The sequence below is a fragment of the Thioclava indica genome (assembly GCF_000714545.1).
GTDB lineage: Bacteria > Pseudomonadota > Alphaproteobacteria > Rhodobacterales > Rhodobacteraceae > Thioclava > Thioclava indica.
Genome location: NZ_AUNB01000031.1, coordinates 1 through 16,042, shown reverse-complemented (window position 1 = coordinate 16,042; position 16,042 = coordinate 1). Strand labels below are relative to the sequence as shown.

Genomic DNA, 16,042 nt, shown 5'->3' with positions numbered 1-16,042 from the left:
GGGCTTTGCCCCGACTATAGCCCTGCGCTTAGGGCGTAGAAACCGAACTGACGGGTAGAGGACCGCCTGCATCTGGGTGCAGGCGGTCTGCGGCGCGCGCGGTTACGCGATGCGCCGGATTTTCGCGGGCAGGCCCTGGCGCACTGCGGTACCCGAGATCGGGTTGACCCAAACGCCGGGTTTTTCCCGCGTCGGATCAATCAGCCCCAGATCATTCAGCAAGACACCCGCCGCCAGTCGCGGATCGCCCGGTTTCGTCTCGCCGTCGATGGTGATGTCATGCGCGCCAAAGCCGCGATGGCCGAAGCCATGCTCGATTGCGACCGTGTCGGGCGCGATGCCCTCGCGCACCACTGCGACGCTTTCCAGCGTGCCCCCCGGCGTGCTTAGGCGCACCATGTCGCCGGTGCGGATGCCATGTGCGCGTGCCAAAGCGCTGCCCACGATCACCGGGTTGGAGGCGACGATGCGCAGCAGCACTTCGGCCCCGACGGAATACGAGTTCTGCAGCGGGGATTTGTAGCTGAACACCCGGATCGGCCAGTCTTCTTTCGAATAGTGATCCGAGACTTTCGAGCCATCAGCGAATTCCGCCTCGCGCCAGGACGGGGTGCCGGGCACGCGGGTGCCGGTAGTGGCGCGGCGGAAGCTGCCGAGCTCCTCGTTCCAGATCATCATTGGTTTGTTGAAGGCATAGGTCGCGCGCGCACCGTCATAGCTGCGCTCGATATTTTCATAGCGCCCGCCCTTGGCATAGATCGTTGCGGCGCGGCGCCATTCGTCGGGTTTCAACACAGCTTTCAGGTCATCCGCGATCCGCGCGACGTTAGAAAGTTCGATATCGTCGTCGCTGGCAGGTGCCACCGGGGTTTTGCCCAGCATCGCAACATTGACCGCCCCGCGCAGATACCAATCCTCGGCGCGGTTAAGCGGATGCAGCACGCCCTGCGCATCGGGAATCGCCTTGTCGCCGAAACCGGGCAGGCCCATGCGCTTGGCGGTGGCGATCAGGAAGGTCTCCATCCCGACGCGCTCGCCTTGCGCATTCTTCTCCATCCGCGGCTCGATCACCGGCCAGCGCGCGCAGGTCGCTTTCGTCGCGACACCGCCCCAAGGCTTGGTGAAGCCCCACGTTTCATACATCACCGAATCCGGCACGATGTAATCCGAGATCCCCGTGCTTTCATTGATAAACGGATCAATCGAGATGATCAGCGGCACGACCTTGGGGTCTTTGAGCTTTTCGACCAAGGGCGCGACGCCGGGGATGCCGTAGACCGGGTTGGTGTTGCGGAAAATCAGCGCCTCGGCCCCGTAGGGGTAGTGGTTGACCATCGAGGAAATCCACTCGGTCGCGAGGCCCGGTGCGTTGGGATACCAAGGACCATCGGCGGGGTAGGGGTTGCCCGCTGCTTTCTTACGCTTGAATTCGCTGGTCTTTTCATAGGGCACGTTGCGCCCGGCAGGCAGGCCTTTGGCTTTCACGGCACCGGGGAAGCTGGCGAGATTATAGGCCGGGCCTTTAGTCTCGGAGAAGCCGCCGCCTGCGATCATCGCGCCGCCCTTCCAGTTCAGGTTGCCGATCAGCGTGTTGAGCATGCTGAGCGCATAGGCATTGGCAAAGCCCGACCCGCCCATCATCCCGCCATGGCTATCGACCGCAGCGCGCCGCCCGTGGCTGGTAAACTCGCGCGCGAGATCGACGATCTTCGCGGTGGGAATGCCGCAATCGTCGCTATAGGCCTCAAGGCTTTGGCGATGGGCCTCCTCGCGCAGCAGGCTGAGCGAGGTCTTGACCGCGACGGGGCCGTTAGTCGTGTCCACCTCACCGTCAAAGAACAGCGGCGCGGGCGTGTTTCCGGCCGGGATCGGGCCATTTGACGAGGCCACGAGATGGGGATCGGCGTCGGAATAAGCCTCACCCTCTACCGCCAGCCCCAGATCCGAGCCGCGCAGGAAATGGCCAAAGCGCGGATGGCTTTCATCCACGATCACCAGATGGGTCGCGTTGGTCCAGCTTGCCTCACCTGCAGCATCGGCGGCGGCTTGCGAGGGCTGGGCAAGGTAGTCGTGATTGATCCGGTCATTGTCAAACATCCACGCCATCATCGCCATCGCCAGCGCACCATCGGTGCCCGGTTTGATCCCGATCCAGCGCGAGCGCTCGCCCGAGGGGCCGTTTTGCGCATTGTTCAGGATCGGGTCGATCACCACATAGCTCAGATCGCCGTCCGAGCGCGCCTTGGCCACCAGATTACCGATGCGTTTGAACGGGTTGCCCGCATTGCCCGGCGCGGTGCCTGCAAAGATGATGAATTCGGCATTGGAGAAATCGGGCTTGGCGTGGGGCATCGCCTTGAAGTCGCCAAACAGCGCGCCCGATCCCGAGCGGAACGCCCCACCGCAATAGCTGCCATGGCGGGTGAAGTTGTTTGAGCCAAAGCTCTGCTTGAGCCAGCGCAGCACAAGATTGTCGCGCCCGTCATCGACGCAGTTCATCCACATCAAACGGTTGGCGCGCGGGCCGAATTCGGGTGCGCCCTCGACTGCCGGGGTTTCAAGATCGCGGATTTCGCGCAGACCGGCGACGCGGCCTTCGCCAAACAGATCGCCGCCCTCGACGACCTCTTCAACGAGTTGCTCAAAGCTGATCGTCTGCCATTGCCCCGAGCCACGCGGCCCGACCCGTTTCAACGGTTTCAGCACACGGCGCGGGTTCTCGACCTGTTGCAACACGGCATTGCCGCGCCCGCAGGCGGTCGAGCGATTGGTCAGTCCGTTGCCTTTACCCGCCTGCGCCATCGCGGCGAAACTTTCCGCAACCGAGCTTTCATAGGGGATGAAGGGATCGGTGCTCATCGGGGAATAGGGGTTGCCGGTGACACGCAGCACCTTGTTGGCCTTTTTGTCCACCCGCACCCGCACGCCGCACATCGTGGTGCAGCCGATGCACATCGTATAGCTCATCGCCTGATCGGGGTTGAGCGCGATATCTCCGGTCTGCGGATCGACGGTGTATTCTGCGGGGATCGAGTTGCCGGTGAGGTGTTTATTGCGCGGCACCTCGCCCGACCATTTGCCCTTAACGAGCTTTTTCACGGTTCCGGCATAGCCCACTCCGAACGTGGCCAAAGCTCCGGTCGCGACGGCACCTTTAAGAATGTTGCGGCGTTTGGTCATGGCGGTCTCCTCAGACAGAGCGAGCGGGATGAGCGGGCGTGGTAGGGCGACGCCCGACAGGCGGGGTCGCATCGGCCCAAGGGAAGAAGGTCGTGTAGGCGATCAGCAGGAAGATCCAGAGCCCGAAGGTGCCAATCACCCCCATCAGCCCGTCAAAGCCGCTGGGCAGCAGCGCGTCATACAGGCCAGAGCCGACTTTCGGCACGGCTTGGCCGCCCATGAAGACCGTCCAGCGAAACATCCATGCGGCGTGGATCGCGATCAGCCCGGTGGCCCAGCCGGTGTTGCGCGGCGCGACAAGCGCCAGCACGAAGGGCACAACGATGGCCAGCGCGCCCCAAGCCGCGATCTGCTTCCAGATCGGGAAACCTGCAACCGAGGCCAGCGCCTGGGTATGTGCGGGCGACAGGCCCGAGCGTGCAACGGTGAACCAGATGATGCCAAGGCCACCGACCACGGCCAGCGCGAAAACCAGACCGCGGTTGAGCGATTCTTCCAGCGCACCGTCGCGGTTCAACACGCGTTCCAGCACCAGCATCACCCCAAGCGCGCCGACAAAACCGGTGGCGGCGAATTGCAGCGGCAGCAACGGTGTGTTCCACAGCGGGCGGGCGCGCACCACGGCGACCTCGGTGCCGGTGTAAAGCAGGATACCCAGTGCGGCGAGGCCAGCGCCAAGGCCCAGCAAGCGGGCAAAGCCATTCGCCTCACCTTTCAGCGCCAGCAGGCGAAACAGCCACGCAAAGCGCCAGTTTTCCTGACCCATCGCATAAAAGGCGGGGCGGTGAATGGCCCATGCAAAGGCCAGCAGCAGCGCGACATAGCTGGGAACGATCCACGCGCCCCACGCCATCCAGGATGTCGTATGGGTGTAGACGAAGAATTCCCAGAACCGGAACGGCTGGTGCAAATCGGCCAGCAGCGCGACGGGGGCGACGATGCCGGTGGTCACAGCCACCATTAACGCCAGCCGCGCCTTGGGCAGATCGCCTGTGCGCCCCAGCACGAAAGCGGGCAGCGCCATCAATAGCGCCGTGCTCGAGATCGCGATAAGAAAGAAATATTGCACCGCCCAAGGCAGCCAAGCGGCCTCATGCACGGCTCCGACGAGTTCGTGGACTTGCACCTGCATCACAGACCCTCCTCATGGCTGCTCACGCTATCGGCCATCTCGGAATGATAGGCGGCCTCACCGGCCACCCGACCGTCCAACACGTCATCCAGACCGATGTAATAGACGTTGGGATTGGTGTGCATCTCGGGGCGCAGCACCGAGACTTCGTTATGTGCGAGCATCTTGGATACTTCGCTTTCGGGATCGTTCAGATCACCGAAATTGCGCGCTCCGCCAACGCATGTCTCGACACAGGCTGGCAACAGCCCCGCTTGCGTGCGGTGGAAACAGAAGGTGCATTTATCCGCGACCTGCGTTTCATGGTTGATGAAGCGCGCGTCATAGGGGCAGGCCTGCACGCAATAGCCGCAGCCTACGCATTTGCTTGCATCCACCAAGACTTCGCCACTGTCGATCTTGAAGGTCGCCTCGACCGGGCAGACCGGCAGGCAGGGCGGATCATCGCAGTGGTTGCACAGTCGGGGCAGCATCACCATTGCGGGGTCTTGGCCATCCTTGACCAGTTCATAAACCGAGACATGGGTGCGAAACGCGTCCTGGGGCACGTCATTTTCCATGATGCAGGCGACGGTGCAGGCCTGACAGCCGATGCACTTGCGCAGATCGACGACCATGCCCCAATGCGGGACGGCGGTGGGCGTGTCGGTTTGTGCGGCTTCGGCGACTTGGCTCGCACCTGCGACTGAGGCGGCGGCGCCGATGGTCACCTTGCCGATCGCGCCAAGAAAGCCGCGGCGGGTCGTGTCCATGGGGCTGATCCTTTCTATGCTGGGTCAGCCCGGACTTTACGTTGATCCCCTGCACCGCACTATCGGTGCAAACCCCGAAGGGTCTGGGGGTTAACCCCTAATCGGCCTGCCATCCCGCTGCGACAAGGCGTCGCACCAGATCGGCGGCGCTGCTGGCCTGCATCTTGTCCATCACGTTATGGCGGTGGTTTTCGACCGTCTTGAGGCTGATGCCCAGATCATGCGCTATCTGCTTGTTTTGCCGCCCCGCCAGCACCGCGCGCGCCACTTCGGCCTCACGGGCGGTCAGGCTTTCGATCTGCCGGGTCAGTTGCGCGCGCTCGTTTAGCGATTGCGCGCGCTCGTTGCTAAGGCGCAGGGCTTCGTTGATGCGCTCGACAAGGGCCATGCCATTGACCGGCTTTTCAAAGAAATCCATCGCGCCCGCCCGCATCGCGCGCACTGCCATCGGCACATCGCCGTGACCCGTAATCATGATCACGGGCAGCGGGCAGTCGCGCCGCCCAAGCTCGTCCAGCAGTTCCAGCCCCGTCATCGTAGGCATGCGCACATCGGCCAGAATGCAGCCCACCGCCTGATCGCCCAAAGCGGCCAGAAGATCTGCGGCACTTGCATGGCACGCAATCGTCAGCCCAAGCGAGGACAGCAGAAACCCCAGCCCCTCGCGCGCGGCGCGGTCATCATCGACGATATGGATCACGGGTGTGTCGCTCATGGCGTATCCTCACCGATCGGCAGCCAGATCGCCACCCGCAATCCTACGCCATCCGCCGGGCGTTGCGCGCGCATCCAGCCGCCATGCGCCTCGATGATCGAGCGCGAAAGGGCCAGCCCCAGCCCGATCCCCTCGGGTTTCGTGGTGTAAAACGCCTCGGCAAAATGGGCCATCGCGGTTTCGGACATGCCGGTGCCGCGATCACGCACCGACAGGCAGATTCCCGCGCCACGGCCCGGTTCTTCGGCGCGCTCGGCATTGATCAGGATGCGGCGCTGGTCGGGGTCGGTTTGCGCCATCGCATCCACGGCGTTCTGTACGAGGTTAAGGATCACCTGCGTCAGATGCACCCGGTCGCCCGTCACCTGCGCCAACCCCTGCGCGCACATCACCTCGACGCGCACGCCCGCGCGATGGGTCTGCGCCTCATAAAGAGAGCTACATTCCGCGAGCAATTCGCAAATCTTGATCGGGGCGCGCTGGGTTTCGCGCTTGCGCACGAAGGCGCGGATGCGCCGGATCACGGTGGCGGCGCGCTCGGCCTGCGCGGCGATCTCGCCCGAGGCCGTCTCCATATCGGCTTGCGTGAAACTGCCCGTTTGAAGTCGCAACATACAGCCCTGCGCATAGTTCGAAATCGCAGAAAGCGGCTGGTTTAACTCATGCGCGATGGAGGATGCCATCTCGCCCAAAATCGACAGCCGCGCGACATGTTCGAGCTCGCGCATGTGCAGCCGGTCGGCAGCTTCCGCGCGTTCGCGTTCGATCATCTCTTGTTTTAGCTGGGTGTTGGCGAGATCCAGCGCGCGGGTGCGTCGCCGCACCAACGTCTCGATGCGCACCGAATACAGCGCCCAAAATATCAGCGCGACAGCCAGCGCGATCAGCCAGTCGCGGTAATCAGCGATGAAATCGCGCAGATTGACCGGGCCGGTGCGCGCATAGGGGCCAAGCTGCAACTGGCGCAGCAGTTCATGCACCGGCTGGTAATCCAGCGGCACTGTCCAGCGATTGCCCGACGGCATCTGCATCAGGGCAATCGCCACTTGTTTCGCCAGTTCCGGCGAGGTCGCGCGTGCCTTGGCTAAAGGCCAGCCGGGATAGACCGGGCTAGAGAGCGCGCATTGCGTCTGCTCAGATGGCTGAAGGGCAAAAGCGTGCAACGCTCCGTAGCGCGCCGGATCTTCGCGCTGCAATTTCTCTAGCATGCAAGGGCGCAGCACCGCTGCATCGGCGCGCCCGTCAAGAACCGCTTGGGCCGCGCGCTGCATCGGATAGCCCGTCACCTCGAGTTGCACCTTGGCGGGCAGTCGGGGATCTGCATTTAGCATCTCGGACCAGATCACCTGAAACCCGCCAAACGCCTCGGGGGCGGTGATCGCCAGCTTGCGGCCTGCAAGATCGCCAAGGGTTGTCAGATCCTCGGTCGTGACCAGCGTCGAGCCCACCGGTTGATCGGACTGCGCGGTGGCGAGGCGACTGATATGGTAGCGATATTCCAGCTCGGCGTAATTGCCCGGATTGGTGATGACGAAATCCAGTTTTTGCGCCGCAAGCGCCGCGTCAAGCTGGTGGATATCAAGCGGCTCGAAGTGGAAATCATAGCCGGGCAGGGCCGTATCCAGCGCAGCTTCGGTGGGCTCCCAATGGCTCAGCGAGTGATCCGAGCCGAGATAATCGAGAACCCCGATCCGCAACGTCTCTTTCGCCTGCGCCGCCGGGGCGAGCACGATCAGACACGCGAGCATCGCCAAGACATGCCGCCCAGCAGCTTGAAACCGTGCGGCCACGCTCTTTAGTCCCACATCGCTATTCCCATAATCACGCGCTGGGCCAGATCCGTTCGCCCAGCTTTTGGGATGCCAGAATGTCCTGGCGTGGTCAAATGGCATGCGTTGCGATGAAACACATGACGCGATCTCACCCGTTGCGCGTTTGCAGCAATGGGGCCGCGCCTAGCCAATATGAGCGGTCAGATCATTGCCCGCCTAACCCAGCGATAATCGCGCGCAAGGTTTCAATGCCGTCGCCCTTTTCCGATGACGTCAACACGATTTCAGGATAGGCGGCGGGATGGCTCGTCAGGGCTTTGCGCACCTGTGCGATGTTTTTCTCACGATCACTTGCGCCGACCTTATCCGCCTTGGTCATCACGACCTGAAACGGCACTGCCGCGCGATCCAGCAGGGTCAGGATTTCTTCATCGACCGCTTTCACGCCGTGGCGCGTATCGATGAGCACGAACGCACGGCGCAAAGTGGCGCGACCCGCCAGATAGCTTTTCAGCAGCGCTTGCCATTTGGCGACCACAGCCACCGGCGCTTGGGCAAAACCATAGCCAGGAAGATCGACCAGATAGGGGCCATCTTGCGTGGTGAAATAGTTGATTTCTTGTGTGCGGCCGGGCGTGTTCGATGCGCGCGCCAGGTTTTTTCGGTTCGTCAGCGCGTTGATCAGGCTGGATTTGCCGACATTCGAGCGCCCTGCAAAGCAGACTTCGATGCGATCCGCAGGCGGCAAGCCCGACATCGCGACCACACCTTTGAGAAACTCGACGGGAAAGGCGAACAACTTGCGGCCCGCCTCACGCGTGAAATCATCAGGCTCTTCGGCCAAAGGAAATTGTAGTTCCATCAGATCACCTCTACTCGCGCACCCCGGGCAATCTCGCCGCCCTCAATCACGGCGCAGAACACGCCAAGATCGGTATGATTATAATGCTGGCTCAAAGCGGGCAGCATGTCGATATCGCGCAAGCCCGTCTCGGGATTGGCATCGGTCGCGCGACAGCGGCCAACGCGTTTGCGCACTTCTAGCCGCGCATCACCAACGCGAATTTGACACCCGATCAGATCGAATTCCGCAAAGGGCTCCCAGTCTTCAACCCAAAGATTGGCGCGAAAACGGGCGCGTGACAGCGGTTGCCCCAGTTTCGCACTTAGATCGTTTAGCGAGGCCTGCCCGATCAAGGAGAGCAGCGGCGTGCTTTGATCGCTGAGCGGCTGATCTTCGGGCGCGCGCAACAGCGCATTGGGTTGGGGCGCATCTGCAGGCCAGAGTGCGCGCAGCCATTCGAAAAGCTTGGCGTGATCTGCGGCGCGGGTCGGATCAATTTCAACGTGCCAAAGATCGGGATGTTGTAGCAAAAGGCGCCCATCCTCCAGACAGCGCGCGGTGATCGCCATCAGCGACCCGCTGGCGCATCCGGTCAGGAAATTTGCCTTTTTTCCCCAGCTTTGCGCGCGACCCTCAGCATCGCCCGCCACCTTGGATCGCGTATGCGCAATTGCCCACACCCGGTCCAAAGGCAGAGCGCGCCCCTGCGAGAGGGACGCGCTTGCGATTTCTTCCAACCCGACCGACTTGATCGGGTGGCGATAGATATGGCTGAGATGGCCGGTCATTTTTCCTCAGTCGTAGCCTTTTTCCGTTTGAAGCCCGACTTGATGTTGCCAAACAGATCGGGCCTTTTCCCGTGCATCGACATGATCGTGTACTGCTGCAGGAAGGTGATCGTGTTGTTGGTGATCCAGTACAGAACAAGCCCGCTGGCAAAGCTGCCCAGCATGAACATGAACACCCACGGCATCCACGCAAAGATCATCGCCTGTGTGGCATCGGTCGGCGCGGGGTTCAGCTTTTGCTGGAACCACATCGACACGCCCAGCAGGATCGGCAGGATACCCAGCGAGATGATGTGCAACGGCGAGGTAATACCGGGGGCCATGAAGGGCAGCAGGCCGAACAGGTTCAGGATCGAGCTGGGATCGGGCGCGGACAGGTCATGAATCCAGCCAAGCCACGGCGCGTGATACAGCTCGATCGTGTTGTAAATCACCTTGTAGAGCGAGAAGAAAATCGGGATCTGGATCAGCAGCGGCAGACAACCCGCAGCCGGGTTCACCTTGTGCTTCTTATACAGCTCCATCATGCCTTGCTGCATCTTCTGACGGTCGCCGCCGGCAGCCTCTTTCATCTTCTCCATTTCGGGCTGCAGCTCTTTCATGCGCGCCATCGAGATGTAGGATTTGCGCGCCAGCGGGAAGACCAGCAGCTTGATGATGAAGGTCAGCGCGATGATCGCCCAACCCATGTTGCCGATCGCGCCGTGCAGGAAATGCAATAGACGGAACATCGGTTTGGTTAGGAAGTAGAACCAACCCCAGTCAATCGAATCGACGAAGTTCTGGATCGGAACGCTGTCTTGATAGTCCCGTAGCGTCTGCCATTCCTTAGCGCCGGCAAACAGATGGGTTTGCGCGGTGCCGCTGGCACCCGGAGCAACCTCAATCACTGGCAGGCGGGTCTCGGCCTGATAGATGTCGGACTTCTCGCCGGAATATTTGACGACCGAGGTGAACGGTCCGGAAACAGGCGCCAGAATGGTTTGCCAGTACTTATCGGTGAAACCCGTCCAGCCCGTTTTTTCTGCATGCAAAATCTCGGCTTGACCCTCGGCACCTTGTTGGTCGAGCTTGGTGATCTTCTTGTATTTGATCTCTTCTAGCTCACCATCGGTCATGCGCACCGCACCCTCGTGGAGCACATAGACCCGGCGCTCGTCCGGGATTCCGTGGCGCGCGACGATACCGTATGGGGCCAGCTTGACCGGTGCGCTGGTGTCGTTTTGGACGGATTGCTTGACGGTGAAGAGATATTTGTCATCGACCGAAATTTCGCGCTGGAAGGTCAGGCCATGACCGTTATTCCATTGCAGTGTGATCGGGGTCGAGGGGGTCAATTCGCCGGTGCCGACTTGGCTCCAGACAGTGTTGGGGCCGGGCACCTGATCTGCGGGCATCCCGCCTGCTGGCAGCCAGCCGTAAACAACGTAATAGGGCTTCTTCGCATCCGTGACATCACCGCCCACCGGGGACAGGAGGCGGACATCGGGCGAATCCTTGTCCAGCGTTTCTTTGTATTTCTTGAGTGACAGGCTATCCAAGCGCCCGCCCAGCAGCGAAAGCGAGCCGACCACTTCGGGCGTGTCGATTTTGATGCGCGGCGTGTCCTTCACGGTCGCCTGCGTGGCTTTGGACGTCATGTCGGTATCGACCGTCTGGCTGCCCAGTGTCGAGGTCGTGGGCGCAAGGTCGGGTGCTGCAGGGGCAGCTACCTGATCAGAGACCGTTTGGTCCTGAGGCGGTACTGGGGCTTGCTCGGGCGGAAAAAAGAAAGTCCAGACCGCGATCACAAGCGCCGAAAGCACCAACGTGAGTAGTAGGTTCTTATTCTGATTGTCCATGTAGACGAAATCCACCAACCTGCCCAAAGATTGGGGAGGTTCAACAGAAGGGGCAGGCAAAGGTCAAGCCATTTCCCGGTCAAATCTTGAAACGAGGCAGGTTTCGCGGGGATCACAGGGTATTTTCAGCAAAGAAACCCGGCCATGTCGGCAAAGCAACACGGCCAGTCCGGCAAATCGCGCGCCGGGTCACGGGCCGCGATGCTTGTCGATCCGGGGTGTCGCTGCCAATTTGGCGCGGTGGCGACGTGCCCATTCGCCCAGCTCGTCAAGCGGCATTGGCGCGGCGATTGCGGCGCCCTGAACGATAGCACAGCCCAATTGCCCCAGCATCGCGTGCTCCGCGATGGTGGTGGCCCCTTCGGCCAGTGTCTGGAGTCCCAAACCCTCACAGAGCGAGATCATCGCGGCAACGACACGCTGTTGTTCGGGGTCTTGGTCAATCTTGGTCACGAAGGAGCGGTGGATACGCATACGATGCGCGGCCGTGCGCTTGATCGTGGCGACCGAGACCGGGCCATTGCCAAATCCCGCCAATTCGATGAGGCATCCCAGCTTGGCAATTTGAGACATGTTATGCGCAACGATTTCCTGATCTAGCTGCTCGGTCGCTTCTTGGCGAAGCGTCAGACAGATCCGCTCTGGGCTGATTTCAAAACGATCGAACTCCCATTGTAAGCGTTCCAGAAGCCTTGGATTGCGTAGCATTTCGCCCGAGATCTGCAATGAAACGGGGCCGTAATTTGCGCCACGGGTATCAAAGTCGCGCAGGGCACCGAAGGCTTGAAACAACATCACCTCGGCAAAGCGGCGCTGCAGGCCAGCGGCGTTGATCGCCGCTGAGATATCGCGTTCGCCAAGAATGCCACGTTTGCGATGAAGCCAGCGCGGGACCACCTGTAGACCAACGATGTCGCCGGTATCGGTGGAAATCTGAGGCTGATAGAATGGGCGGATCTGGCCGGATTCCAACGCCTCGCCGGCCTCTTCGCTTAGATCTGAGCGTGCTTGCGCGGTTTTCTGCAACTCGCGGGAGTATCCGCGCATCGCGCTTGGGCCGTTACGCTCTGCTTCGTCGGCGGCGATTTCGGCGGCGGACAGCAACGACTCACCCGTGGGGGCAGGCGCGCGGCCCATCAGGCAAAACCCGACATGGCAAGTCGCGTGGATCGCACGAGCGCCAACCGAAACCGGAGCTTCGACCGCCGATTGAAGCCGCGCCGAGAGTTGAATCATGCTTTCAAGATCGGGGCGCGGCGTGGGGCGCAGCAAGATTGCAAAGCGCGTGCTATTGATCTTCGCCACTCTGTCAGGTTCGCGCAGCGCACCCGAAATGCGTTCCGATATCCGGCGCATAAACTGCTCAAACTCGTGGTGATGCATCTGGCGCAGCAGCATGTCGGGTTCGTCAAGACCGATGACAATACAGGCGGTTCCGCGCGCAGCGGCCTCTGCCTCGGTCATGAAATCGGACATGATTGCCACCGCCTCGTCGCGCAATGGCAGGCCGGTCGCGGCATCGTGCGGCAGATCGCTATCCTCGGGCGGAATCGGTAGCGGTCGGGTCATCCAGGCAACCAGCAGCGCCGTTAGCCCCAACAGAAACATGCCCTCAAGATTAAACCACAGTCCCGCAAGCGCGACGGCGGGCAGAAACACCACCATGTCGCGGCGTAGCAAAATCGGCCCGGCCTTGCGTTTGTTCCATGCACGCAGCTGCGACAGCCGCGCGTGCCCCGTTCGCCCATTCACCGCCATTTTCCCACCTCAATAATCCCAACACCCAACAGGCTTTCGAGGGGCAGGTTAGGATGAATTGGTCAGCGAGCGGTTAATCCGTGCCGCGCAAATCGGAGACGTTTTAGCTAAAATTCGACGTGTCGGCCCGGCGCGGCCCGGTTATTTGAACAGCTTCAAAATGCCCTTCTTGGCCTCGTCTTCCAGCTTTTGGCGCACGGCGTCCTCTGGCTTTTGACCGTCCTCAAGCGTGATGCCCAGCTTTTTAGAAACCTCGGTTTTGGCCTTGTCTTCAAGCTTGTCCTTGGCCGCATCGATCTTGCTACTCGAAATCGAATCCACATCGACGCGGAATTTCGGCTTGGCCCAAGGTCCGGTGATATCCAGCGGCACCTTTACGCCGCCGCTGCCGTCATCCTTGCCCAGTGCGGACGCTGTTACCCTGTAGTCCAGCGTCTGCGCGCCAATGTTCACGCGGCCTTTACCTGTAGCGTTCAGCAGCGGCGCAGTCAGCACGAGGTCGTCATTGCTCAGCACGCCCTTATCGATGGTGAAGCTGGCGCTGATTTTGTCAAAAATCGTCTTCGCGCCTTCGCCGACATAGTTCAGGTTCAGCGTGCGCAGCATCCCCACCAGATCCAGCCCCTGCAAGCCACCTTTCCCAAGGCTGACATTGCCAGAACCCGACAGCGATTGCGCCAACGCCGCCTGAGAGTTGCCCGAGGCCAGCAGTTTCACATTCAGATCGGCCTTTGCATCGAGCCGTTTATAATCGGCCAGATCGGTCAGCAAAGGCGCCATCGACACGCTTTTGGCCACCAGATTGGCCGCCACTGACAGCCCGCCGCGCGCATTGGCGACCAATTGCCCGCTGATTTTGCCGTCATAGGCCGACACTTGACTGAGATCAGCCACCGCGCGACCGTTTTCCACTGTAATCAGCGCGTTGGTCTGGCCCAGCTTGCTAACGCCAAGGTCAATGGAGGCAGCGCTGAGCGCGATCTTGGCATCCACCGTATGCAGCGCGCTTGCGTCTATCGGGGCGGTCGACCACCCGCTTGCCGACTTGGTGCCAGAACTCTTGCCACCACCATCCGCGCTGCCCGAACCCGTCAGCGCCGAAAAATCCAACGCGCCCGCCTTGATCTGTGCGTTGATCATCGGCTTGCCCTTGGGGAAGGTCACGTCCGCCGCCGCGTTCAGCGCGTTGCCATCTAGCGTAATTTTCCCGCCGCGGAGATGCAGCGATCCTGCGGGGGCCAGCGTGACTTCACCGGTGGCGGTGATCGTGTCATGCCCCAGCCCGTTGGGCAAATCGGGCGCGGATTGTCCGAACGCCGTGGCCAATGCGGCAGGGTTTTTCAAATCGGCAGACATGGTGCCCTGCGCGCTCATCGGTGAGGTGCCAAGATTGCCCTTGAACGACGCCGTAGACGCGCCAACCCCCACCGCCAGATCGGCGGGCACAACCTTACCTGCGATGAGGTTGGAAAATTCGCCAAGCGTACCGCTTAAAGTAATCGCACTGCCGTTGGTCTCGGCCTTGAGGGACAGATCGGCGGGACCGGTGTAGGAAGGAATCTCAAGCGTCGCATCAAGTTTAGATACGGTAAGACGCTGGCCGCTCGCTTGATCAACCCACGTCACCGTTCCATCGCTGACGGTCCCCTTGTCGAGACTAAAGCCCTGCATCGCGCCGCTCGTGCTTGCCGCGCTGGTGTCGTTTGTCGCCGCCGGAGCACTTGCCGCGTCGGTCGGCGGCGTGAAGGCCCAGTTGCCCGTGCCATCCTTGCGCCGCTCTAGCAGGATATCGGGCGAGAGCAGATTGACCTTGGAGACGCGAATGTCGCCGCCAAACAGCGAGCTTGGGTCGATCCCGATCTCAAGCCCCTTGGCGCTGAGCATCGGGCCATCCGTGGCCCAATCCGCATTCGCAATCGTTACCGGTCCGGTGCGCACCCCAAGCTGGGGCCAGATCGTCGCGTGGACCTCGCCCGTCAGGGTCATCTTGCGCCCCGTCGCGGTCTCGAACTGGCCCTCGGCAAGCTGGGCGATTTTGTTGGAGGGGATAAGCATAACCGCCCCCAAAGCGGTCAACACAAGGATAACGACAAGACCAATGATGCGAACGATCCAGCGCATGAGACCCCCTAGATATTGCTGTTGGTCTATAGCCTAACGCAAAACCCGCCCTGACTGAACCGACATTTCCCGAACGGCGCGCCAAATCCAATCTGACCGCGAATCGCGGCGATCCATGCCCTCAATTTCAGTTTTCGCGTTGACGGGGCGCCGACAAGTTTCGCCTTTCGGCGTGATTGTGGCGCAACCCTAAACAGGCACGCAAACGCCGCGTGAATGCCCCTCTGATTGCGCAACTGCGCCACTGATTGGCCCCAATTGCCCGCGAAAAAGGGATCAGACAAGAACATAGATCAGACCCCAGACCGAGAGGAGCCCCCAAATGGCCCGCACCCTAGCTTCGATCTTTACGCTGTTTCGCGCACGCCCCGATAGCATTCTTGAGGCCCGCTTCGACGCGCTGCGCACGATGCCTGAACTGCGCCGCAACCGCCGTCTGGCCTCGCCCTTTGACGTGATGCCGCCCAGCGTCTAAGCGCCGTAGCGGACAGGAAAACACCCCCACGTTGCGTCAGTCCGCTCTGTCGGACATAGAGCTATCCAACCTGCTGGCTTTCGGGTCGGCAGGTTTTCAATTTTTTCAGCCATATTTGCGGGCGAATTCAATGATTTACGGCATACTACCATGGGACGCGTGACCTTCCCGTGTGAGGGGGCATGTTGCTTTGAAAAATATTATAAATTTAACGATTGCACAGATATATTCAGCGATAACGGGGAGAACAAAGTTGAACGGCTGCGGGGACCCTGACTTCGGCGTGAGGCGCGTGCTTGGGCAGTTTACAGTGATTATCCTGTGTGGGGTTCTGGCCGGCTTACCGGCAATCGCACAAACAGCACAGACGGTAGAGCTTTCGACGCGAACCTTTTGGCTTGGGGAAGTGCCTAAGACGATGAGCGTAGACCCGCCTTTCTTCGCGCCGCGGCGGATCAAGTGGATCGAAAAGATCATAGAAGCAGACCCAGTGCTCAAGGATACGGTCATCCATGTCGAGCTTGCTTTGCGTCCGGCGTCGAAGAATGCGGAGGCAATCAATATGTATTACGCACCCCTCCGCCGCGATAGACTTGACCCGCGCTACGACCTGCCGGGCTACCTTATCTTTGGCTCTCCTGAACCGCCCCGGGTTTACCGGAGG

Annotated in this window: 12 protein-coding genes; 2 read left to right on the top strand and 10 right to left on the bottom strand. The window is 61.0% G+C overall.

The features are described 5' to 3' along the window. Positions 1-102 precede the first annotated feature (102 nt). From DT23_RS11015 to DT23_RS10970, 10 genes are all read right to left on the bottom strand, one after another. A complete protein-coding gene (locus tag DT23_RS11015; protein ID WP_038131229.1) occupies positions 103-3,180 on the bottom strand; it encodes a molybdopterin dinucleotide binding domain-containing protein in 3,078 nt (1,025 codons plus the stop codon). 10 nt (positions 3,181-3,190) lie between these two features. Next, entirely contained in the window at positions 3,191-4,312 is a 1,122-nt protein-coding gene (gene nrfD / locus DT23_RS11010; protein ID WP_051697226.1) for an NrfD/PsrC family molybdoenzyme membrane anchor subunit, read from the bottom strand. After that, positions 4,312-5,064, bottom strand: a complete 753-nt coding sequence (dsrO, locus tag DT23_RS11005; RefSeq protein ID WP_051697225.1) for a sulfate reduction electron transfer complex DsrMKJOP subunit DsrO — start codon at positions 5,062-5,064, stop codon at positions 4,312-4,314. The genes nrfD and dsrO overlap by 1 nt, the downstream gene beginning before the upstream one ends. Positions 5,065-5,161: 97 nt before the next feature. Next, a complete protein-coding gene (locus tag DT23_RS11000; protein WP_038131228.1) occupies positions 5,162-5,779 on the bottom strand; it encodes a response regulator transcription factor in 618 nt (205 codons plus the stop codon). After that, positions 5,776-7,584, bottom strand: a complete 1,809-nt coding sequence (locus tag DT23_RS10995) for a sensor histidine kinase (RefSeq protein ID WP_162177223.1) — start codon at positions 7,582-7,584, stop codon at positions 5,776-5,778. Before DT23_RS10995 ends, DT23_RS11000 begins: the two co-directional genes overlap by 4 nt. A 172-nt stretch (positions 7,585-7,756) precedes the next feature. Continuing rightward, entirely contained in the window at positions 7,757-8,413 is a 657-nt protein-coding gene (gene yihA, locus DT23_RS10990) for a ribosome biogenesis GTP-binding protein YihA/YsxC (protein ID WP_038131226.1), read from the bottom strand. Beyond that, positions 8,413-9,183 carry an MOSC domain-containing protein gene (locus tag DT23_RS10985; RefSeq protein WP_038131222.1) on the bottom strand — a complete coding sequence of 257 codons (771 nt, stop codon included), beginning with the start codon at positions 9,181-9,183 and terminating at the stop codon, positions 8,413-8,415. The genes yihA and DT23_RS10985 overlap by 1 nt, the downstream gene beginning before the upstream one ends. Continuing rightward, the gene (yidC, locus tag DT23_RS10980; protein WP_038131221.1) at positions 9,180-11,024 is read right to left on the bottom strand and encodes a membrane protein insertase YidC; all 1,845 of its coding nucleotides are present in this window, start codon (positions 11,022-11,024) and stop codon (positions 9,180-9,182) included. Before yidC ends, DT23_RS10985 begins: the two co-directional genes overlap by 4 nt. A gap of 189 nt (positions 11,025-11,213) precedes the next feature. Beyond that, positions 11,214-12,782 (bottom strand): GGDEF domain-containing phosphodiesterase, encoded by a 1,569-nt coding sequence (locus DT23_RS10975; protein WP_051697224.1) that lies wholly within the window; start codon positions 12,780-12,782, stop codon positions 11,214-11,216. A 141-nt stretch (positions 12,783-12,923) separates the two neighbouring features. After that, the gene (locus DT23_RS10970; RefSeq protein ID WP_038131220.1) at positions 12,924-14,903 is read right to left on the bottom strand and encodes an AsmA family protein; all 1,980 of its coding nucleotides are present in this window, start codon (positions 14,901-14,903) and stop codon (positions 12,924-12,926) included. 322 nt (positions 14,904-15,225) lie between these two features. Here DT23_RS10970 and DT23_RS19515 point away from each other — a divergent pair, with 322 nt between their 5' ends. Continuing rightward, positions 15,226-15,378, top strand: a complete 153-nt coding sequence (locus tag DT23_RS19515) for a hypothetical protein (protein ID WP_156023929.1) — start codon at positions 15,226-15,228, stop codon at positions 15,376-15,378. 190 nt (positions 15,379-15,568) lie between these two features. Further along, positions 15,569-16,042, top strand: a 474-nt coding sequence (locus DT23_RS10965; protein ID WP_156023928.1) for a hypothetical protein, incomplete at its 3' end; no start/stop codon positions are given.